Raw genomic sequence first — 21,230 nt, 5'->3', positions numbered from 1 at the left:
TCACTCCTGCCCGGGACGACGACTGAGGATGTCGAAGGGCTCGCGGAGTCGACGCCACCACTGGGTCCTGGGGCGCTTGTTGTCCCAGTCCATGTCGATGATCACGTCCCGCAGTGGGGCGAAGAATCCCTCCGTCAAGGCATCGGCCGCCACGTACTCGGCTCGCCCGTCCGACAGTTGTTGCTCCAGGTTCGCAACAGCGTTCCAGGCGAGCCGGGTCGCGTTGATCCGATCGAACGGGGAGGGGGTCCCCCCCTGCTGGATGTGCCCGACCACGAACTTGCGCACGGAGAACCGGTCCTGCCCCTCCGCCTCGTACAACTTCGCCAGCACGTCCGAGGTGTAGTGACTGCTCGCCTCCTCGCCGGTGACCGCGAGGTAGAAGCTGCGTCCCGTGTCGAAGGCGTCGTTGAGGGCCGCGATGTCCTCCTCGAGTTCGGCCAGCGTGATGCCGGTCTCGGGCAGGTAGGCCTTCTCGGCCCCACCGGCCAGGCCACCCACCAGCGGCAGGAAGCCGCAGTCACGTCCCATCGTCTCCACGATGAAGGCCCGTTCGCTCGCGGAGGCGGACATCCGCACCATGTCGATGCTGTCGACGATCGTGCCCAGCGCGGTGTCGGCCCCCACCGCCATCATCCAGCCCGGCAGGTTGTTGTCGATGCTGGCGGGCACCAACGCGATCGGGATGTTGAACGCGGGATAGCGGCGACGCTCCCGCTCCATCAGGTCGACCGTCGCGTAGGCGTGGAAGCCGCCCATCACCACGAGGGCATCGATCCGGTGGTCCTCCAGCTGGCGGGCCATCGAGTAGAGCTCCGTCTCACTCGGCACGTAGCGTCGGGTGCCGAAATTCGCTCCACCCGTGTTCGCCATGCCCTCCACATCGGCCCAGTGGATCTCCTCGAACTGCCCCTCGATCAGACCGGGGACACCACCACGCACCGCGAGCATGTGATGCCCCCGGTGCAGGCCGGTCCGCACGGCGACCCGCGCCAGTTGGTTCATTCCCGGTGCCAACGCACCGGAGTACATGATCGCGATCCGTTTGCCCGATGGGTCCGCATCCACCGGGCGGGCCTCCGTGAGGGTCCGGTAGATGTCGATCATCATCATGAAACCGGCCCCTCGGGCCTCGATCGCCGCCTGGTAGTCGCCCTGCTCGATGTGCTCCGCGATCTCCCGGGTCGCCTCCACCGCCTCGAGCAGGGGGACCGTGTGGAGGGCGTCCTCCTTCATGCCGACGAGCACCGGCTCCGAGTCGGCGTCCGCCCTGAGCACCTCGTCGACCGCCCGCACCCCACATGCGGTGGCCATCCACCTGTCATAGGCTGATGGTGTCCCGCCGCGCTGCACGTGTCCGAGGATCGTGATCCGGGCCTCCTCACCCGTGCGGTCCTTGAGGGCCTGCTGCACCCTGTGGACGGTGATGGGTTCGCCCTGACGATCCGCGGCACCCTCCGCCACGATGATGATCGAGTCCCGACGGCCGGCCTCACGACCTCGTTCGAGCACCTCGGCCATCCGGTCCTCCCAGCCGTCACGTGGCGGCGACTCCGGCAGGAAGGTGTAGTCGGCCCCTCCCGCGATGGCACTCATCAGGGCGAGATAGCCGCAGTTGCGCCCCATCACCTCGATGATGAAGGTCCGCTGGTGGGACTCCGCGGTGGCGCTGATCGCATCGATGGCCTCCGTGATGCGGTGCAGGGCACTGTCGGTTCCGATCGTCATGTCGGTACCGATCATGTCGTTGTCGATGGAGCCGACCAACCCTGCGATGTTCAGCACGGGATGTCGGTCGGCGACCTCACGTGGGACCTCACCGCGTTCGACCAGCTCGTCCAGCAGTTCCGCCCATTCCAGCCGGAGCTGTCTGGTGCCGCTCAGTGAACCGTCACCACCGATGACGATGAGTCGGTCGATCCCGGCCTCCACCAGGTTGCGGACCGCCTGCCTGCGGCCGTCACGCTCCCGGAACTCCAGGCACCGGGCGGTCCCGATGACGGTGCCTCCCTTGTTGAGGATCCCGGAGACGTCCTTCCACCCGAGCTGTCGGATGTGCTCCCCACCGAGGACCGCACCCTGCCATCCCTCCCGGATGGCGAACACCTCTGCGCCCTGCTTGATCGCGGCACGCACGATGGCACGCACCGCCGCATTCATGCCCTGGGCGTCACCCCCCGAGGTGAGGACGCCGATACGTGTGGTCATGGTCATGGGGTCCTCCCTCATGCTCGTGGTCTCAGCGGCGGGTTCCCGCCTTGGGGCGCACCACCTTGTGGGCCTGCCACTGGGTGCTGACATTGGCCTGACTGGTGAGGGCCAGACCTGCCGTGGTGACGCCTTCGGAGATGTCACTGGGCCCGACGTAACCGGGCCGTCCCACCTTCGGGGTGAGCAGCCAGATCCATCCGGTGCCGGTCAGATCGGTCATCGCGTCCACGAGTCCGTCCGCGACGTCGCCGTCGTCCTCACGCCACCACAGGATCACCACGTCGACGGCCTCGATCGCCTCCTCGACCATGTCCGCGTCGATCGCGTCCATGATCGTCTCACGCAGCGTCGCGTCGGTGTCCTCATCCCAGCCCAGCTCCTGGACGAGCATTCCCGGACGAAGTCCGAGCACGTCGGCTTCACTCGCGGCGCTCACGGGACTTCCCTTTGCATCATCGGTGCCACGCTCCTAGAGTGCCAGATCACCCGGGTGCTGTGCACCCGGGTGATCCTTTTCACAGCGGACCGCTCCCGATCACTCGTCGTCGCCGGCCTTGCCGGAGGTCCCGGCTGTGACGTCGTCGAGCCGATAGCTGGCTGCCGCCTCGGTGGCCCACTCCTGCGGCACCTCACCGTCGTGGGCGAGACGCTGCAGCACGGCGACCGCGATCGACGGGCCATCAATCCTGTAGTGGCGACGGGCCGCGGCCCGTGTGTCGGAGAATCCGAACCCGTCGGCACCGAGCGTGGTGTACCCGCGCGGCACCCAGGGGCGGATCTGGTCGGGAACGGCGTGCATGTAGTCACTCACGGCAACGATGGGGCCGCGGGTGTCCGAGAGCTTCCGCTCCACCCAGGTGGGCTCGTGTTCACCGAACGGGTCGTCGAACCGGGCCCGGTCCTTGAGGCGTCCCTCCCGCGCCATCTCACCCCATGAGGTCACCGACCACACGTCGGCGACCACGCCGTGATCACGCTTGAGCAACTCCTGGGCCTCCAAGGCCCAGTTCACCCCGACCCCGGAGGCCAGGATCTGGGCTCGACGCGCATCCTCACCCACACCCTCGGTGGAGCCGGGACGAAGCAGGTACATGCCCTTCAGGATGCCCTCGACGTCGACTCCCTCGGGCTCTGCGGGTTGCGGATAGGGCTCGTTGTAGACCGTCAGGTAGTACATGACGTTCTCGGGCTTCTCGCCGTACATCCGGCGCAGTCCCTCCCGCACGATGTGCGCCATCTCGTACCCGTAGGCGGGGTCGTAGGTGACCACGGCGGAGTTGGTGGAGGCCAGGATCGGCGAGTGGCCGTCCATGTGCTGGGTGCCCTCACCGGTCAGGGTGGTGCGTCCCGCCGTGGCCCCGATGATGAAACCACGGGTCAGCTGGTCGGCCGCCGCCCAGATGGAGTCACCCGTGCGCTGGAAACCGAACATCGAGTAGAAGACGTAGATCGGCACCATCGGTTCGCCGTGGGTGGCGTAGGAGCTCCCGGCAGCGGTGAAGGCCGCGACCGACCCGGCCTCGTTGATACCGGTGTGAAGGATCTGTCCCTTGACCGCCTCGCGGTAGCTGAGGAACAGGTCCGCGTCCACCGGGGTGTAGTTCTGACCGTGGGGGTTGTAGATCTTGATGGTCGGGAAGAAGGCGTCCATGCCGAAGGTCCGGGCCTCGTCCGGGATGATCGGGACCACCCGCGGCGCGAACTCCTTGTCCCGCATCAGGTCCTTGAGCAACCGGACGAAGGCCATGGTCGTGGCCACGGCCTGCTTGCCGGAACCCTTCCGGATCGACTCGTAGGCCTTGTCCCCCGGCAGGGAGATGAACTTCCGGTCGCCCCGACGTTCCGGCAGGTAGCCCCCCAGTTCACGACGACGCGACTGCAGGTACTGCATACGTGGGTCGTCCTCGGCGGGCCGGAAGTAGGGCGGGCGGTACGGATCAGCCTCGAGGACCTCATCCGAGATCGGCAGGTGGACGCGGTCCCGCAGCGACTTGAGGTCCTCCAACGCCATCTTCTTCATCTGGTGCGTGGCATTGCGTCCCGCGAAGTGGCGCCCCAGGAAGTAGCCCTTGATGGTGTGGGCGAGGATCACGGTGGGGGCACCGGTGAACTCGGTGGCGGCCTTGTAGGCGGCGTAGACCTTGTGGAAGTCGTGACCGCCACGGGTCAGTGCCCAGATCTGGTCGTCACTCCAGTCCTTGACCATCGCGGCCGTGCGCGGGTCACGTCCGAAGAAGTGCTGCCGCACGTAGGCCCCGTCGTTGGCCTTGAAGGTCTGGTAGTCCCCGTCCGTGGTGGTGTTCATGAGGTTCACGAGCGCACCGTCGCTGTCGTCGGCGAGCAGCGGGTCCCAGCCACGTCCCCAGATCACCTTGATGACGTTCCACCCGGCCCCCCGGAAGAACGCCTCCAGCTCCTGGACGATCTTGCCGTTGCCGCGCACCGGGCCGTCGAGACGTTGGAGGTTGCAGTTGACCACGAAGGTGAGGTTGTCCAGTTCCTCGTTCGCGGCCAGCTGCAGCAGACCTCGGGACTCGGGCTCGTCCATCTCACCGTCGCCGAGGAAGGCCCACACCCGCTGGTCGGAGGTGTCCTTGATGCCGCGGTTGTGCAGGTAGCGGTTGAACTGCGCCTGGTAGATCGCGTTCATGGGGCCGATCCCCATCGACACGGTCGGGAACTCCCAGAAGTCCGGCATCTGGTGCGGGTGCGGGTAGGACGGCAGCGCACGGACCCTGCCGTCGACGATGTGGCTGTGTTCCTGACGGAAGCCGTCCAGGTCCACCTCCTGCAGCCGACCCTCGAGGAAGGCCCGGGCGTACATGCCGGGTGAGGCGTGCCCCTGGAAGAAGATCTGATCTCCACCTCCCGGATGGTCCTTGCCCCGGAAGAAGTGGTTGAACCCGACCTCGTAGAGCGTCGCCGAGGAGGCGTAGGACGAGATGTGCCCGCCGACACCGATCCCCGGTCGTTGCGCACGGTGCACCGTGACGGCGGCGTTCCAGCGCAGGAGACGGCGGACCTGTCGCTCGAGATCCTCGTCACCGGGATACTCGGGTTCCTTGTCGGCGGGGATCGTGTTGACGTAGTCGGTACCGGTCAGCGACGGCACACCGACATGGAGTTCGCGGGCACGCTCCAAGAGCTTCAGCATGACGTAACGGGCCCGGTTGCGTCCACCGTGCTCGATGACCCCATCGAGAGATTCGAGCCACTCCGCGGTCTCGCCCGGGTCCGTGTCGGGGAGGTTCGTCGGCAGCCCGTTGAGGATGGGCCCCGCCTCGTCGTTGATGCTCACATGAGTCCTCTCGTCGAAGTTGAGCACAGGTGGATCAAACATACCCTGCACACGCCCTCGGCAACACTGTCCGGCACCTGGTTCCCGAATCCTCGCCACCGGATGGGGACGAATCGTTACCGGATCGTGACCGGATCGGCTTGCCGGGCCCGATCCGTCTCGGGTGTGATGAACGGTGACGATGCGGGTTCCGGCTCAAGGGATAAGGGATGAGGTGACTGATGTCGGGTGGCAGCGGACGAATGGTGGCCATCGCCCTGGTCGCTGCGTGCCTGACGACCATGTCGGCCTGCGTGCCCGGCAACGACGGACCGGCCCCCTCACCCGGTTCGACGACGACCTCCACCCCTGTCGAGTGCCTCGGCTACGAGGAGTACGGTGATCTCACGGGCAAGGCCGTCACCGTCTACACCCCCATCGTCGCCCCGGAGGACCAACCTCACATCGACTCGTTCACCACCTTCGAGAAATGCACGGGGGCGAAGATCAACTACGAGGGTTCCCGGGAGTTCGAGACACAGCTTCCCGTCAAGATCGAGGCCGGTTCCCCCCCGGACATCGCCTACCTTCCCCAACCCGGTCTCCTGAACACCCTGGTCAGGCGTTTCCCCGGAAAGGTGATGGAGGTCACGGGTCCTGCGCTGGTCAACGTGGAGCAGAACTACACCGCCACCTGGCTGGAGCACGGCTCGGTGGACGGCAGGCTCTACGCGGTGCCGGTGGGTGCCAGCGCCAAGTCCCTGGTGTGGTACTCCCCGCGACAGTTCACCGCGAACGGCTACGAGGTCCCCGCCACCTGGGACGAGTTGGTGTCCCTGACCGAACGGATCGCCGCCGAGCACCCGGAGGCCAAGCCGTGGTGCGTCGGTCTGGAGTCCGGCGGAAGCACCGGCTGGCCCGCGACGGACTGGCTCGAGGACATGATGCTGCGGACGGTCACCCCGGCGGAGTACGACAGCTGGGTGGCGCACGAGATGCCCTTCGACGACCCCCGGGTCGTGGCTGCCCTTGACCGCGTGGCAACCATCCTCAAGAACCCGGCCCACGTCAACGGAGGACACGGCAACGTCAAGTCCGCGGCTGACGTCCCATTCGTGGACGCGGGGTTGCCCGTCCTGGAGGGAACCTGCTTCATGCACCGGCAGGCGTCCTTCTACCAGGCGAACTGGCCGAGCGGGACCCGGATCGCCGAGGACGGCGACGTCTTCGCGTTCCGACTTCCGGGCCAGGACGTCGAGCCCGGACCGGTGCTCAGCGGCGGGGAGTTCGCGGCCGCCTTCTCGGACCGCGAGGAGGTCAGGGCTTTCCAGACCTATCTCACCTCCCCGGAGTGGAGCAACGAGAAGGCCAGGGTCACACCGGCCGGATGGGTGTCGACCAATCGTCACCTGGACCCGGAGAACCTGTCCTCCCCCATCGACCGGCTGGCCTTCGAGCTGCTGACCGATGAGAACACCGTCATCCGCTTCGACGGCTCGGACCTGATGCCCAGTACCGTCGGGGCCGGGACCTTCCCGAAGGGGATGAGCAACTGGATCGCCCTCGACCGGTCCAGCGTCGAGGTCCTGGCCGAGATCGAGGCCAGTTGGCCGAGGACCGGCTGACGCCGGGATCACCCCCGGTACCCTGAGAGGTGCCATGTCCGTTTCACCTGCTCGCGCCGGAACCCTGCCGGCCACCGTCGCCTCGACCCGCACCCGGGCCGGAATCCTGAAACGCCTGCGTGCTGCGCGATCCACCATGAACACCGCCACGCTCGCCGCCCTCGAGACCCGTCACGCCTGGTTCGCCGAGCTGGACGCCGAGTCCCGCTCCTGGATCAGCATCCTGGCCAGAGGGGGCATCGACGGCTTCGTCGACTGGGTCTCGGGTGAGGACTTCGTCCCGGAGCGGGTCTTCGATGCTGCGCCCCGTGCCATGGCGGGCCGGATCTCGCTCCAGCAGACGGTGGACCTGGTGCGCACCACCACCGATGTCGTCGAGGAGCAGATCCAGTTGCTCCTGCCACGCGCGGACCGACAGCCGCTCCAGATCGGGATCGTCATCTTCTCCCGCGAGATCGCCTTCGCAGCAGCAGCCGTCTACGCCCGGGCCGCGGAGGCCCGAGGAGCCTGGGACTCACGGATCGAGGCCACCGTCATCGACGCCGTCGTCCGCGACGAGGCCGACGAGTCGGTGTTCTCCCGGGCCTCGACCCTGGGATGGAACTCCGAGGCCCCCACCGTCGTCGTGCTCGCCTCGGCCCCCGAGGAACCTCGTGTGGAGGACCTGCGCCGGGCGGCCTCGAGACTGGGGCTGGACGTCCTGGCCGCGACCCAGGGGGAACGTCTGGTGTGCATCCTGGCAGGCGCCCCCCTCACCGATGCCGAGACCGCCTGCGCGCTCGTGCGACAGCTCGAGTACTGCTTCGCCGACGGGCCGGTGGTGGTCGGGCCACTCATGGCAGGGCTCGGTGGTGCCCCCACCTCGGCCCGCGAGGCCGCCTACGGCTTCCGTGCGGCCAAGGCCTGGCCGGAGGGACCCCGCACCCTCCTGTCGTCCGACCTGCTTCCCGAGCGTGCCCTGGCCGGTGACGGTCACGCCCGCCGTGCCCTGGCCCGTGGGGTCTTCGAGGCACTGCGTTCCTCGAAGGAGCTGCTGGAGACCTGTGTCGGTTTCCTCGACGCCGGCTCCTCCACCGAGGCGACCGCGAGGGCGATGTACATCCATCCCAACACCGTGAGGTACCGGCTGAAACGCATCCAGGAGTTGACAGGTTACAACCCGACCGATGCGCGTGAGGCCTACGTGTTGCGCCTCGCGGTCACGCTGGGCAGGCTTCAGGTCTGACTGCGGGGAGGAGACCACCACGGGGGCTGTTGTGGGAACCCCACAAAGTCGTTCCCAGCATTTTCGTTTCATTCATGACGGCGAAAACCTGATCCTCGGGGCAGAGTTGATCCCGTGCTAGCTATCGTCGCGCCGGGCCAGGGCGCCCAGACCCCTGGATTCCTCACACCGTGGCTCGAGGACCCGTCCTTCTCCTCCCACCTCGAATGGTTGTCCGCGGCCGCGGACGTCGACCTGGTGGCCCACGGGACCGTCTCCGACGCCGAGACCATCCGGGACACCTCCGTGGCCCAACCCCTGCTGGTCGCCTCTGCCCTTGCTGCGGCACGACAGTTGATGTCGGCCGCACAGGAGGTGTCGGCCGATGTGGTCGCGGGACACTCCGTCGGGGAACTGGCCGCAGCCGCCCTGGCCGGGGTGGTCTCGGACGAGTCCGCAATGGTGCTGGTGCGGGAACGTGGTCGAGGCATGGCCGCTGCGTCCGCGGTCACCCCGACCTCCATGACGGCGGTCATCGGTGGGGACCGTGACGAGGTGCTCGCTGCCATCGAGACCGCAGGGCTCACCCCGGCCAACAACAACGGCACCGGACAGATCGTTGCCGCCGGGACCGTGGAACAGTTGGCCGCTCTCTCGGAGGCCGCACCGCGCCGCGCCCGCCTGATCCCGCTGAGTGTGGCCGGGGCCTTCCACACCCATCACATGACCCCCGCGGTCGAACGCCTGGCCTCCCTGGCCCGGGCCGTCCCGACGGGTGAGCCCCACACCCGCCTGCTGAGCAATGCCGACGGTCGGGTGGTCAGCTCCGGCCGCGAGTACCTGGACCGGCTCGTGAACCAGGTCGCCAACCCGGTCAGGTGGGACCAGTGCATGGCGACGATGGCGGAACTCGGTGTCACCGGACTGCTGGAGCTGCCACCTGCAGGTACGCTCACCGGTATCGCCAAGCGCAACCTCAAGGGTGTCGAGGTGTTCAACCTCAATGCCCCCGACCAGCTGGACGAGGCGCGCGCCTTCTGCCGAGCCCATGCCGAGGCAGACCCGCACCCCGCCCCCGAGCACGCCTGAAAGGCCCCCTGATGAGCATCACCCCCTCCATCGGCGCCCCCCACGCCTGCATCCTCGCCGTCGGTGGTCACCGCGGATCCCGCGTGGTGGACAACGATGAGATGTGCACGATGATCGACTCGACACCGGAGTGGATCGAGCAGCGCACCGGGATCACGGAGCGTCGCTGGGCGACCGACGAGGAGACCCCGTTGTTCATGGCGGTCCAGGCGGCCCGCAAGGCGATCGAACGCTCCGGGCTCGAGCCGGGACGAATCGATGCGGTCATCTGCTCGACCGTCTCCCACTTCCAGCAGTCCCCTGCGCTGGCCGCGTACGTCGCCCACGAGCTCGGCCTGTCCGCAGGCCCTGCGGCATTCGACATCTCAGCCGCCTGCGCCGGGTTCTGTCACGGCACCGGCATGGCGGAGTCCCTGGTACGTTCCGGTGCTGCCACCCATGTGCTGGTCATCGGCGTGGAGACACTCAGTCGGATGGTGGACATCACCGATCGCAGCACGGCGTTCCTGTTCTCCGACGGCGCCGGTGCCGTCGTCATCGGGCCGAGTGAGACCCCCGGGATGGGGCCGCTGGTGTGGGGATCCGACGGTGCCCAGGCGCAGGCGATCCAGATCGAGGACTGGTCCGATGTCGAGGCGGCCGACCACCGGCTCCCCCACATCTCGATGGACGGCAAGGCCGTCTTCCGCTGGGCGACCACCTTCATCGCCGAGAAGACCAAGCAGACCCTCGAGGCCGCCGGGCTCACCCCGGACCAGCTCGACGTCTTCATCCCCCACCAGGCCAACAACCGGATCACCGATTCGATGTTGCGCCACCTCAAGCTGCCCGAGAACGTGACCGTGTCCCGCGACATCGTCCACATGGGCAACTCGTCGGCGGCCTCGGTTCCGCTGGCGATGGAGGCCCTGCTCGAGTCGGGCGAGGCCACCTCCGGGCAGACCGCCCTCATCATCGGCTTCGGCGCCGGGCTCGTGTACGCGGGCCAGGTCGTCGTCCTGCCGTGACCCAATCGGCCGACAACCATCTAGGAGAAGAACATGGCCAGCACTGAAGAGATCCGTACCGACCTCGCCGAGATCGTCAACGACGTGGCAGGGGTCGCCGCAGAGGACGTGCAGCTCGACAAGTCCTTCGTCGACGACCTGGGCGTGGACTCGCTGTCGATGGTGGAGATCATCTACGCCTGCGAGGACAAGTTCGGGGTCAGCATCCCTGACGAGGACTCCAAGAACCTCAAGACCGTCGGCGACGCCGTCGCCTACATCGAGCGGGCCCAGGCCTGAGGCCCGATGCCGGGTGACCCGTCAGGTCACCCGGCCCTGCCACCCCTCATCCTCCACCGCATTCCCAGGAGTTTTCATGACCGAGGTTGTCATCACCGGTTTCGGGGCCATCACCCCGCTCGGGACGGACGCCCCCAGCACCTGGGAGGCGATGCTCGCAGGCCGTTCCGGTGCCCACACCCTGCCCTACGAATGGGCGCAGAGCCTCCCGGTGACCTTCGCCGCAGAGGTGCTCGGTGATCCCACCGAGCGGTTGGACCGGGTCGCGGCCCGACGTCTGGACCGAGCATCCCAGCTGGCGATGGCCGCAGGCCTGGAGGCCTGGGCCGACGCCGGGCTCGGACTGGGCGAGGAGAACCCCATCGACCCCGAACGCCTGTCGGTGTGTGTCGGCACCGGCATCGGTGGTCTCCACACCATCATCGCCAACTGGGACGTCCAGAAGGAGAAGGGCCCCCGACGGGTCTCCCCCTTCACCATTCCCATGCTCATGGCCAATGCGCCAGCGGCGAACCTCGGTCTCGCCTTCGGAGCCGCTGCCGCGGTCCATGCACCGGTGAGTGCCTGTGCCTCCTCCAATGAGGCGATCTCGCTCGGCCTCGACCAGATCCGGCTGGGGCGCTGCGACATCGCCGTCGTCGGTGGCTCGGAGGGAGTGGTGCACCCGCTGCCCCTCAACGCCTTCGCCCAGATGCAGGCACTCTCCCGCCGCAACGACGACCCGGAGCACGCCTCACGCCCCTGGGACACCGGACGTGATGGCTTCGTGCTCGGAGAGGGATCGGTCATCATGGTGATCGAGACCTTGGAACACGCGAAGGCCCGTGGTGCCCGGATCCACGGCACCCTCGCCGGGGCGGGCATCTCGAACGACAACCACGACATGGTGCTGCCGGAGCCGACGGGTCGTGGTCAGGCGGCTGCGATGCGCAAGGCCCTGGAGTCGTCTGGGCTGACACCACGCGACATCGTCCACGTCAATGCCCACGGCACCTCGACCCCGCCCGGTGACGTCACCGAGGCCAATTCCATCGCAGCTGCTCTTGGGGACGCGGTCGAGAGCTGCATCGTCACCTCGACGAAGTCCATGACCGGCCACCTGCTCGGGGGCGCGGGAGCACTGGAGACCTTCGCCACCGTCATGGCCCTCAAGGAGCGGACCGTGCCACCGACGATCAACATCGAGAACTTGGAGCCGGGTCTGCCCATCGACATCGCGGTGAACGCCCCCCGGGACCTGCCCGGGGGCGACCTTGCGGCGGTGAACAACTCGTTCGGTTTCGGCGGGGCCAACGTGGCCGTGGTCGTCACGAACTCCAACATCACGCGCTGAGTTCTCCGAGACGACTTGGGGAGCCCGTCGATCGACGGGCTCCCCAAGTCGTCTCCCCGTCCCGGGTCACACCACGTGGTGCAACCAACGGATCGGGGCGTCCTCCGAGCCGTAGCGGAACACCTCCAGCTCCTCGTCCCAGGCGGTGCCGATGAGGCCGTCGAGGGCATCCCTCAGCAGATGCGGGTCCCCTGCCGTCTGGGCCATGGCGTGCCTGATCCTGTCCTCCGGGACCAACACGTCCCCGTGGACCCCGACCGTCGCAGCGAACCTGCCGAGCGTGGGGGTGTAGCAGAACCGGGTTCCCTCGCACCCGGGGGTGGCGTCCTCGGTGACCTCGAACCGGATCCGCGCGAACTCGCCCAGGGCTGAGGCCAGCCGCGACCCCGTGCCCGTCGTGGCGGTCCACGAGATCTCGGTGCGACGCGTGCCGGGTTCGACGGGTTGATCGGTCCAGTGCCATGCCGCCCCCGGTCCGAGCACGGATGCCGCTGCCCACTCGAGATGAGGGCACAGCGCGGCGGGCGTCGAGTGGATGAAGATCATCCCTCGCGCCCTGGGCAGGCCGGTCGCGGCCTGGTGTGCATTCATGTGTCCTCCTGTGGGGTTCGGCCTGATTGCCTTCCCCTGCGATCGGCGTCTCCACACAGTGCGGACGGCTCCATTCTGCATCAGTGGAGAGCCCCGCACAACAGGAGTGTCTGGGGTTTAATGGAGGACATGCGCCGAATGACTCTGGATGAAGCCCTGCTCGGGACCGATTCGATTCGTCAGGTGCGGGCAAGCCGGGACGGGGTGTTCTGGCTGGCCAGCATCGCAGCCGAGGATGGCCGCACCACCATCCGACGGTGGGATGGTCAGCACGTCGAGGACCTCACCCCCGAATCCGAGGTGCGCACCCGCGTCATGGAGTACGGCGGCGGTGCCTACGCCGTGGCGGACGGCGTGGTCGCCTGGTGCGACGACCGCACCCAGCAGGTCTGGGTCGCCCGTGACGGCCTGGTCCGTGCCGTGACCCCGACCTCGGAGAGGTTCCGCTACGGTGGCCTCGCGCTGGCCCCGGAGCACGATCTGATCGTCTGCGTCCGGGAGGACCACGCGGTAGCCCCCGAGGAGCGCACGGAGATCGTCGCCCTGGACCTGACCGGGGACAACACCGAGGGTGGCCGGGTGCTCGTCACCGGAGCCGATTTCTACGCCGGGGTGACCGTGCACGGCGACCAGGTCGCCTGGTTCCAGTGGATGCACCCGGACATGAGCTGGGACACCGCCGGGGTGTTCACCTGTCCTCTGGACGACCCGACGGCACTGGTCGCGGTGGCCGTGACCGATGGGGTGAGCGCCCAGCACCCACTGTGGTTGGGCAACGGGGCGCTTGCCTGGGTCTCGGACGAGTCGGGGTACTGGAACTGGACGGTGCGTGACGGTGACTTCCGCCACCAGTGGCTCGTCCCCCATGACTGCAGCATCCCCACCTGGGTACTGGATGCACCACCTGCAGCGGCGGTTGGGGAGGACCTCCTGGCCACCGTCGAGATCGCCGGTGGCCGTGGTGCCCTCGCCCTGGTGAGACCGAGCGATGGCGGGGTCACCTACCCGCTGCCCGGAACCGCGATGATCGAGTCCGTGGCTGCCCGTGGCGAGGAGCTGTTCGTCATCGCAGAGTGGCCGGACCGGCCTGCCTCGCTGGTCCAGATCTCACCGACGGGGGTGCGCCACGAGATCGTCACGTCACAGCGCTGGGAGGGCGCCTCGAAGCCCGTGGCCCGGTGGTGCGAGGGTCCGGTCGGCCCGGTCCAGTCCTGGTTCTACCCGGTGCCGGGTGCCACCGCACCCACCCCGTTGCTGGTTCTCACCCACGGTGGACCGACCTCGGTGCACCACCCGAGTTTCGATCGTTCGGTGCAGTTCTGGGCCTCCCGCGGGGTGGCGGTGCTGGATGTCAACTACTCGGGCTCCACCGGGTTCGGACGCGCCTACCGGGAGCGGCTGAAGGGCCGATGGGGCGTCCTGGAGGTCGCCGATGTCGAGGCCGCCGTCCAGGAGGTCTGCCGGGCCGGGCTGGCCGATCCGGGCAAGGTGGTCATCGCGGGTGGTTCGGCGGGGGGCTACACGACGCTGCAGGCCCTGGTCAGCAGCGACATCTTCGCTGCAGGCATGAGCTCCTACGGGATCGGCGACCTCACCACGCTGGTCAGCAGCACCCACAAGGCCGAGTCCCACTACACCTTCAGCCTGGTGGGGCCGTGGCCGGAGGCGGAACAGCTCTATCGGGACCGCTCCCCCATCAACCACCTGGACCGCCTCAACACCCCGATGCTGATCCTCCAGGGTCTGCAGGACAAGGTCGTCCCACCGGACCAGGCCTTCTCACTGGCCGACGCGGTGCGCTCCCAGGGTCTCCCCGTGGCCCTGGTCACCTTCGAGGACGAGGGCCACGGCTTCCGTTCCCTGGCGGCTCGTCGCAGCGCTCTCGAGTCGAAGGTCTCCTTCCTGGAGCAGGTGCTCGACCTGACACCCAGCGATGACGTTCCCAGGCTCACCATCGAGAACCTCTCGAGTGGCGGCACCCCCATGGAATAAATTCAATATTCAACTTGTTTACCGGGTATGAAGAAGATTGGCTTCCTGAACTTCGGTCACTGGACCGATTCGCCACACTCCGCCGTGCGCACCGGGGCCGACACGCTGCTGCAGTCCATCGAGTTGGCGGTGGCCGCCGAGGAGGTGGGCATCGACGGTGCCTACTTCCGGGTGCACCATTTCGCGCAGCAGTTGGGTTCCCCCTTCCCGCTGTTGGCCGCCGTCGGGGCACGGACCTCCAGCATCGAGATCGGCACCGGGGTGATCGACATGCGTTAGCGCATGTCTGAGTTATGGCGTTGGACGGAACACCTATTGCTTGCGGGCACGCGCAGCCCGCAGTCCGTTGGCGATGACGACGACTTCGGCGACCTCGTGCACGAGGACGACCGCTGCCAGGCCGAGCACGCCGGTGATCGCCAGCGGCAGCAGCACAGTGATGATCGCCAAGGACAGCACGATGTTCTGGTTGATGATCCTGCCGCCGCGGCGGGCGTGGCGCAGAGCCTGCGGGATGAGGCCGAGGTCGTGGCCGGTGAAGGCGACGTCGGCGGACTCGATCGCGGCGTCGGAGCCGGTCGCGCCCATCGCGATGCCCACGGTCGCCCCGGCCAGGGCGGGCGCGTCGTTGATGCCGTCGCCGATCATCGCGGTCGGCGACGTCTCCGAGAACCCGGCGACGATGCGAGCCTTGTCCTCGGGACGCAGCTCGGCGTGCACGTCGCCGATCCCGGCCAGCTTCGCCAGCGCAGCAGCGGTGCGGGAGTTGTCGCCAGTGAGCATGCTCACCTCGACGCCCTGGTCGCGCAGGGTCCGCACGACCTCGGGGACCTCGGGGCGCAGCTCGTCGCGGACGCCGATCGCCCCGGCCAGGAAGCCGTCGACGGTGACGAGCACGCAGGTCTGCCCCTCGGCCTCCAGGTCCTCGACCCGGGCCTTGAGCGGACCGGCGTCGATCCAGCGCGGACTGCCCACCGCCACCCTGCGGCCGTCGACCAGGCCACCGATGCCGTGCCCGGCCTCCTCGGCCACGTCCTGCGCGGCGGGGGTTCCCCGGCCCGCGGCGGCGATGGCGGCGGCGAGTGGGTGCGTCGAGTGCTGCTCCACGGCGGCAGCCCAAGCAAGCACCTGCGCATCGTCGAACCCATGGGCGGCGACGATGGCGGTTACCTCGGGCCGGTTGCGGGTCAGAGTGCCGGTCTTGTCCACGGCCAGGTGCCGGATGCCGCCGAGGCGCTCGAAGGCGGCCCCGCTCTTGATGACGACGCCGAACTTGGTCGCCGCGCCGATCGCGGAGACCACGGTGACGGGCACCGCGATCGCCAGCGCGCAGGGGCTGGCCGCGACGAGGACGACCAGGGCGCGGGTGATCCAGGTCTCCGGGTCGCCGAGCAGGGACCCGAGCACGCCGACGAGGACGGCGAGGACCATCACGCCGGGCACCAGCGGGCGGGCGATCCGGTCAGCGATCCGGGCTCGGTCGCCCTTCTCGGCCTGGGCCTGCTCTACCAGCTCCACGATCGTGGTCAGCGAGTTGTCGGTGCCCGCGGCGGTCGCCTCGACCTCCAGCACGCCGGCGCTGTTGATCGCGCCCGCCAACACCGCTTCTCCGGGCGCGACCTCGACCGGGATCGATTCACCGGTGATCGCCGAAGTGTCCAGGCTCGACCGGCCCGAGCGGACCAGCCCATCGGTCGCGACCCGCTCGCCAGGGCGGACCAGCAGCACGTCGCCGACAGCGATCTCCCTGGCCGGGACCGAGGCGGAGGTCCCGTCGCGCAGCACGGTCGCGGTCTCCGGCACGAGCTTCAGCAGCGCGCGCAGCCCGCCGCGGGCGCGGTCCATCGCCTTGTCCTCCAGGGCCTCGGCGATCGAGTAGAGGAACGCCAGCGCGGCCGCCTCCTCGACGTAGCCGAGGATCACCGCGCCCACGGCGCTGATCGTCATCAGCAGCGCGATCCCGAGCTTGCGCTTCACAACGAGATTCCGGATCGCACCGGGCACGAACGTGTACGCGCCCAGCAGCAGGCCCGCCCAGAACGCGACCAGCGCCGCGATGTGCAGCCCCGACCACTCCAGCGCCAGGCCGGTGCCGAACGCGACGCCGGAGAGGATCGGCACGACCAGGCCGGGATCACGCCACCACGGGCGCTCTGCCTCCTCTGCCTCGTCCGCGGGGCTGGTCGTCGGCTCGTCGCAGCCGCAGGCGGCGCTCACGAGGCGTCCCCCGAACTGCTCGCGGCGCAGCAGCCCGGCACCGAGCAGGCCGGGTCGATGCACGGCGCGCTCTCGTCCACGGCGAGGGTCACATCGACCAGTGCCGTCAGCGCCGCGGCCAGGTGCGGGTCGGCGATCTCGTAGCGAGTCTGGCGGCCCTCGGGCTCGGCGACCACGATCCCGCAGTCGCGCAGGCAGGTCAGGTGGTTGGACACGTTCGAGCGGGTCAGCCCCAGCTCGCGCGAGAGCACCGCGGGGTGGCTCGGGCTGTCGAGCAGGGACATCAGGATGCGGGAGCGCGTCGGGTCGGCCATGGCCCGGCCGAGCCGGTTCATGACGTCAAGACGCGAAGCAATGGTCAGCATGCACTGAACTATACAGCAGCCGCTGACCTAATGTCCAGTTGTCGCGGCTGCCGCACGCGCTGCGCGCGCTTGCCCTCGTGAGGCGTGATCACCTCTTGCGCCAGCGGGGCCACTTCGGCATCCCGCGGCCCTTCCAGGTCTCCACGAGACCCGCAACCCAGCTGACGGACGCGAAGAGCCCGTAGCCGGCCCCGGCGAGGCCAGCGCCGACCACGAGCCACCGGCCGATGCCGAGCCACACGCTCCCGTCCACGTCCAGCGCCCACTGAACACCCGTGATGAGCCCGGCGATGCCCATCCAGAGACCGGCGACGACCACGGCCACCGGCAGGAGAACGAGGCACATCGCGGCGGCGGCGGACCAGAGCTGTCGCGCCTCCAGCTTCGCCGTCGCGGCGATGATCCGCTCCGCCCGCGCGTTCGAGGCGTCGAGGCTCGCGGTCATCGTGGCCGAAGCCTCCCCGGCGACCTGCTCGACAGCCTTCTCGACCCGTTCCTCGGTGCGCTTCTCGATCCGCTGGACCGCGCCGCCGACCTGGCTCACGAGCTTCTGGTTCGCTGTGACCTGCGCCTTCAGACCCTCAATCGCCGAGGCCGTAGCCGCGCGATTCTTCTGCGCCTCCGCGACCAAGCTCCGCGAAGCGGCGTTCAAGCTCTCGCCGTTGAGACTCTGCGCGAACTCGCCGAGCGTGCTCGCGATCTCGTTCTGCCTGCTCTCGATACTCGCGATCCTCGCGGACACGTCGCTGGAGGGCGAGGAGGTCGACGCCGGGGCCGTGATCCGCTCCAGCCGCCTCGTCGTCTCCTCGTCCATGACCTTCACGAACCCCGCGAGCTTCTTCTGCTGTTCGGTCAGCGTGGCGATCCTCGTGTTCTGCGCCTCGACGGCGGCGAGGATCGAGGTCAACAGCTCCATCGTCTCCGGACTGCCGAGCTGCTGCTGCGACTGCTCGGGCTCGTTCTGCTGCTTCAGCCTGTCGAGCGCTGCGCTCATGTTCCTTCTCCTTCTGCTGCTGGTGGTAGTCGAAGAACGCCTGCGCGCCCTCCGGGGTGAAGTCCGCCGAGAGGGCGCTCGCGCGCTTGCGGCGCTCGGCGCGGCCGGACTCGCCGCGGCGATCCTCGATGTAGAGCGTCCAGGTCTCTTGCCCGGCGCGCTTGCCCTTCTTGCTGACGGGGCTGTGCAACCGCATCCGCGGCACCCGCTCCCCGTCATCGCCGAGCCGCTGGTTCTGCTCCTCGATCACCGAGACCAGACCGGCCTTGTCCACCGCCCGGGGATCGGCCAGCGCCGCGCTCATCCGGTCGCCCATCTCGCGGTCGAGCGATCCCTCGGCGAAGTCCTCGCGGCGCAGCTCCCAGTCCTTCGGTGCGTGCTCCAGCCGCTTCACGACCGAGAGCCCGTGTTCTCGCATCAGCTGGTCGTTCGCCGACTGGACGCCCCGCTGATTCCCGGCCTTGCGGTCGTGGAACGTGCGATAGTCCGAGAGCGCCTTCCCCGTCCGGTTGTTGTGGTTGATGACCAAGATGTGGTTGTGCGGCTTCTTGCCCCGCCCATCCACATGACTGACTACGAGGCAGTCGGAATCCGGGTGCATCTTCTTCGCGAGCTGATAACCGAGATCGTTCACCCGCTGCACGTCCTCCGGACTCTTCGGGTCGAACTCCTCGTCGCTGAACGACTGGCGGTAATGCACCGCCTCGACCTCGCGCGTCGTGTTCTGCGTGAGCGACCGAGCGCGCGCCGAGAACGCGCCGGGGCCTCCCGGCACATCGCACGTGATCGCGATGCCCCGCTCGTCCTCCTTGCCACGGATATAGCGCTCCGTGTCGGCGGCGCTGGCGCTCGGGCTGTAGTGCGTAGTGCTCATGAGGCCGCCCGATCCCCGAGCAGGGCGCGGACCTCGCGCAGCAACTCGATCAGCTCGGGCACCTCCGCCGACAGCGCCACTGACTCACCAGCCCGCGCCCGGCGGTCGAGGTCGTTGACGTTGATCGCCAGCGGGCGAATCTGCGCGGCCAGCTCGCGAGCATCCGCCGACGCCTGCACCCGCGCCTCGACCCCGAGCAGGTGCGCGGCCACGGCGGCGTCCAACTCCTCGCTCCGAGAGGCGTGGAGGGCATCCCGGACGACGGTCCGCACCCACGTGCTCGGAGCCAGCCCGAGCCGCTTCGCACGAGTGCGAAGCGCCGCGAGCGTCTCCTCTCCGAAGTCGGTATCGAGCTTCGCGCGGCCCCCACGACGACGCTTCGCGCCGCCGTGACTCTGACGCACAGCCTCCGCATCAGCCCGACCGGTGTTCACCTGGGAGTCGGTCTGCTGCTCCACCTGTACGCCAGAGTGGCAAGCAGTAGCCGTGTCGGACATTTCGCTGGCGCTCATGTCCTCCCCGGCTGCTTGCGAGGGGCCTCCGGCCCCCTCGACCCCCTGGAAGAGCGCATCGCGTTCGGTGCTCATGCGGCACCTCCGATCAGCGCCAGCGGCACGTCAGGGCTCCGCACCGCGAGCCCGCCCAGCAGCTCAGCAACCGCGCCCTCAGCGTCATGTTCCGCCGAGGTCTCCGGACCGTAGGTCAGTTCCCGCGACCCGACGTTCTGGTGATACGCGTTGCCGTACATGCCGGGCGTGTGTGCGGCGGTCGGGATGCTGCACTGGTGCCACTCGTAGGGCTCGATCTTCCCAATGTGCTGCACGAGGTAACGATTGATGTCGTCGGCACGATAGACCTTCACGACCGAGGCCAAGCGGCGGATGAACTGGTCCAACGCCTCGTCCACGTTGCCCTTCTGGCGGGCGTAGTAGAAGAACTCGACAGGCTCGATCGTCGCCGTGATGACGATAAGGCGCGGGGCCACCTCGCCCTTGTTCTTGTACCGAGCCTTCGCAGGCGAGGCGTTGTACGGATCAAGCAGCAGCAGCCAGTCGTTCGCATCCATCGCCGAGGCCCGCAGATCGTCCAGCAGCAGCACCTCCTCGCCTCGCCAGTCATCAAGCGGGTTCCCCGTCGCGGCCCGGTAGACCTGCCACCGCTCGCCGTGCGCGTTCGCCGCGTTGATCGCCTCGGTGATGAAGTCCGTGGCGAACCGGGTCTTGCCGATCCCGGCATCCCCATGGACGAACACCACGTGCGTCGAGAACTCACCGGCGCGGAGCTTCGCCGCCGCCCGGTATGCGCGGCGCTGGCCGTAGGCCGACAGCGCGTCGTCGATCTCCCGCTGATGCCGCGAGTAGATGTCGAACAGCTCGTCCGTGAGCATGATCTGATCCCGCGTGAACTCGCCCTGGAGCACGCGCTCGCGCATGTCCTCGAAGTTCTCGGCGACGACCTTCTTCTTCACGTGCGCGCGCCCCTTGAGCCAGGTCTCCCGACGCTGGGCGTCGATCCCGAGGTAGTCAGGCCCACGCACCGTAGCGACCTCCGAAGGCGCGTATTGGTGCTTGTCCGCGTACTTCACGTGCGTCAGATACGACAGCATGTTGTCGTAGGCGTACCGCCCGCGGCCCGGCTTCTCGACGTACTGGGGCTCGACGCCGATGCCGAACGCGAGCCGATCCAGCGGTGCGCTCTTCGCACGGCTGGCGAACTTGATGACCGCGTGCAGGTGATCGGGCTTCGGCTCGATCACCAGAGCCTTCTCCGTGTCGCTCCAGACCTCGCGCTCGTCCTTGTCATGCACGATGCCGTAGGCCTCGACGACCTCGCAGCCGGTGGCCTCGAGCCGCTGCACCACGTAGGCGAGGATCGCCTCGGCTCCCTGCTGGAGCAGCGCGGCCCCGTTCGGGTCCTCGGCAGCCCAGGTCCAGTACGACGGATCGAGGTACTGCGTGGCCCCGATGCTCGTCGGGTTGTTCTCCTGCTTAGCCACGGCGACCACCCCCGCCGCGGACAGCGCGGAGGGCCTCAGAGAGAGTGCGGCGCCTAAATGACCCCCTATTGACCCCCAAATGAGACCCAAAATGATCCCACGAGGCCACGCGACGGAGCGCGGGCGGAACCGACCGCTGACCAGGCACGTTGTTGCAGGGCGCGGCAATCGACAAG

18 protein-coding genes are annotated in these 21,230 nt (G+C 68.3%); 8 read left to right on the top strand and 10 right to left on the bottom strand.

Annotation, left to right across the window (positions count from 1 at the left end; translation table 11 throughout):
* The 3 genes from EII34_RS00200 to aceE all read right to left on the bottom strand — a co-directional run bounded on the left by EII34_RS00200 (position 1) and on the right by aceE (position 5,551).
* A complete protein-coding gene (locus tag EII34_RS00200) occupies positions 1-2,214 on the bottom strand; it encodes a 6-phosphofructokinase (RefSeq protein ID WP_124841587.1) in 2,214 nt (737 codons plus the stop codon).
* Between the two features lie 25 nt (positions 2,215-2,239).
* Positions 2,240-2,647 (bottom strand): DUF3052 domain-containing protein, encoded by a 408-nt coding sequence (locus tag EII34_RS00195; protein WP_124841585.1) that lies wholly within the window; start codon positions 2,645-2,647, stop codon positions 2,240-2,242.
* Between the two features lie 99 nt (positions 2,648-2,746).
* Positions 2,747-5,551, bottom strand: coding sequence for a pyruvate dehydrogenase (acetyl-transferring), homodimeric type (gene aceE / locus EII34_RS00190; protein WP_124841583.1), 2,805 nt, complete (start codon positions 5,549-5,551; stop codon positions 2,747-2,749).
* Positions 5,552-5,730: 179 nt separating this feature from the next.
* Here aceE and EII34_RS00185 point away from each other — a divergent pair, with 179 nt between their 5' ends.
* From EII34_RS00185 to EII34_RS00160, 6 genes are all read left to right on the top strand, one after another.
* The gene (locus EII34_RS00185; RefSeq protein WP_260424990.1) at positions 5,731-7,113 is read left to right on the top strand and encodes an ABC transporter substrate-binding protein; all 1,383 of its coding nucleotides are present in this window, start codon (positions 5,731-5,733) and stop codon (positions 7,111-7,113) included.
* A gap of 34 nt (positions 7,114-7,147) precedes the next feature.
* A complete protein-coding gene (locus tag EII34_RS00180) occupies positions 7,148-8,338 on the top strand; it encodes a PucR family transcriptional regulator (protein WP_124841581.1) in 1,191 nt (396 codons plus the stop codon).
* Between the two features lie 114 nt (positions 8,339-8,452).
* Positions 8,453-9,406 carry an ACP S-malonyltransferase gene (locus EII34_RS00175; protein WP_124841579.1) on the top strand — a complete coding sequence of 318 codons (954 nt, stop codon included), beginning with the start codon at positions 8,453-8,455 and terminating at the stop codon, positions 9,404-9,406.
* 8 nt (positions 9,407-9,414) lie between these two features.
* Positions 9,415-10,413 carry a beta-ketoacyl-ACP synthase III gene (locus tag EII34_RS00170; protein WP_395858060.1) on the top strand — a complete coding sequence of 333 codons (999 nt, stop codon included), beginning with the start codon at positions 9,415-9,417 and terminating at the stop codon, positions 10,411-10,413.
* Positions 10,414-10,446: 33 nt separating this feature from the next.
* Positions 10,447-10,692 carry an acyl carrier protein gene (locus tag EII34_RS00165; protein ID WP_124841575.1) on the top strand — a complete coding sequence of 82 codons (246 nt, stop codon included), beginning with the start codon at positions 10,447-10,449 and terminating at the stop codon, positions 10,690-10,692.
* 76 nt (positions 10,693-10,768) lie between these two features.
* Positions 10,769-12,025, top strand: coding sequence for a beta-ketoacyl-[acyl-carrier-protein] synthase family protein (locus EII34_RS00160; RefSeq protein ID WP_124841573.1), 1,257 nt, complete (start codon positions 10,769-10,771; stop codon positions 12,023-12,025).
* Between the two features lie 66 nt (positions 12,026-12,091).
* Here the strand turns inward: EII34_RS00160 and EII34_RS00155 are convergent, their stop codons facing one another.
* Complete coding sequence (locus EII34_RS00155; protein ID WP_124841571.1) at positions 12,092-12,616, bottom strand: DUF3145 domain-containing protein; 525 nt, start codon at positions 12,614-12,616, stop codon at positions 12,092-12,094.
* Between the two features lie 129 nt (positions 12,617-12,745).
* On the opposite strand from EII34_RS00155, the gene EII34_RS00150 reads away from it, so the two are divergent.
* Complete coding sequence (locus EII34_RS00150) at positions 12,746-14,608, top strand: alpha/beta hydrolase family protein (RefSeq protein WP_185711089.1); 1,863 nt, start codon at positions 12,746-12,748, stop codon at positions 14,606-14,608.
* Between the two features lie 27 nt (positions 14,609-14,635).
* On the top strand, positions 14,636-14,887 hold the full coding sequence (locus EII34_RS00145; protein WP_221620147.1) for an LLM class flavin-dependent oxidoreductase: 252 nt from the start codon (positions 14,636-14,638) through the stop codon (positions 14,885-14,887).
* Positions 14,888-14,920: 33 nt separating this feature from the next.
* Here EII34_RS00145 and EII34_RS00140 read toward each other — a convergent pair whose 3' ends face one another.
* The 6 genes from EII34_RS00140 to EII34_RS00115 form a co-directional block, all read right to left on the bottom strand.
* Complete coding sequence (locus EII34_RS00140) at positions 14,921-16,825, bottom strand: heavy metal translocating P-type ATPase (protein ID WP_124842572.1); 1,905 nt, start codon at positions 16,823-16,825, stop codon at positions 14,921-14,923.
* On the bottom strand, positions 16,822-17,190 hold the full coding sequence (gene cmtR / locus EII34_RS00135; protein ID WP_003780589.1) for a Cd(II)/Pb(II)-sensing metalloregulatory transcriptional regulator CmtR: 369 nt from the start codon (positions 17,188-17,190) through the stop codon (positions 16,822-16,824). Before cmtR ends, EII34_RS00140 begins: the two co-directional genes overlap by 4 nt.
* A gap of 88 nt (positions 17,191-17,278) precedes the next feature.
* Positions 17,279-17,734, bottom strand: a complete 456-nt coding sequence (locus EII34_RS00130) for a hypothetical protein (protein WP_008731400.1) — start codon at positions 17,732-17,734, stop codon at positions 17,279-17,281.
* Between the two features lie 37 nt (positions 17,735-17,771).
* Positions 17,772-19,058: a relaxase/mobilization nuclease domain-containing protein gene (locus EII34_RS00125; protein WP_076067769.1), complete on the bottom strand. Its 1,287-nt coding sequence runs from the start codon at positions 19,056-19,058 to the stop codon at positions 17,772-17,774.
* Positions 19,055-19,516, bottom strand: a complete 462-nt coding sequence (locus tag EII34_RS00120) for a hypothetical protein (protein WP_003780588.1) — start codon at positions 19,514-19,516, stop codon at positions 19,055-19,057. Before EII34_RS00120 ends, EII34_RS00125 begins: the two co-directional genes overlap by 4 nt.
* A gap of 125 nt (positions 19,517-19,641) precedes the next feature.
* Positions 19,642-21,054, bottom strand: coding sequence for a Rep family protein (locus EII34_RS00115; protein ID WP_260424989.1), 1,413 nt, complete (start codon positions 21,052-21,054; stop codon positions 19,642-19,644).
* Between the last annotated feature and the right edge of the window lie 176 nt (positions 21,055-21,230).

The sequence above is a fragment of the Arachnia propionica genome, from assembly GCF_003859805.1.
GTDB lineage: Bacteria > Actinomycetota > Actinomycetes > Propionibacteriales > Propionibacteriaceae > Arachnia > Arachnia propionica_C.
The sequence above is the reverse complement of the archived record's forward strand: the minus strand, read 5'-3'. Positions and strand labels throughout refer to the sequence as shown.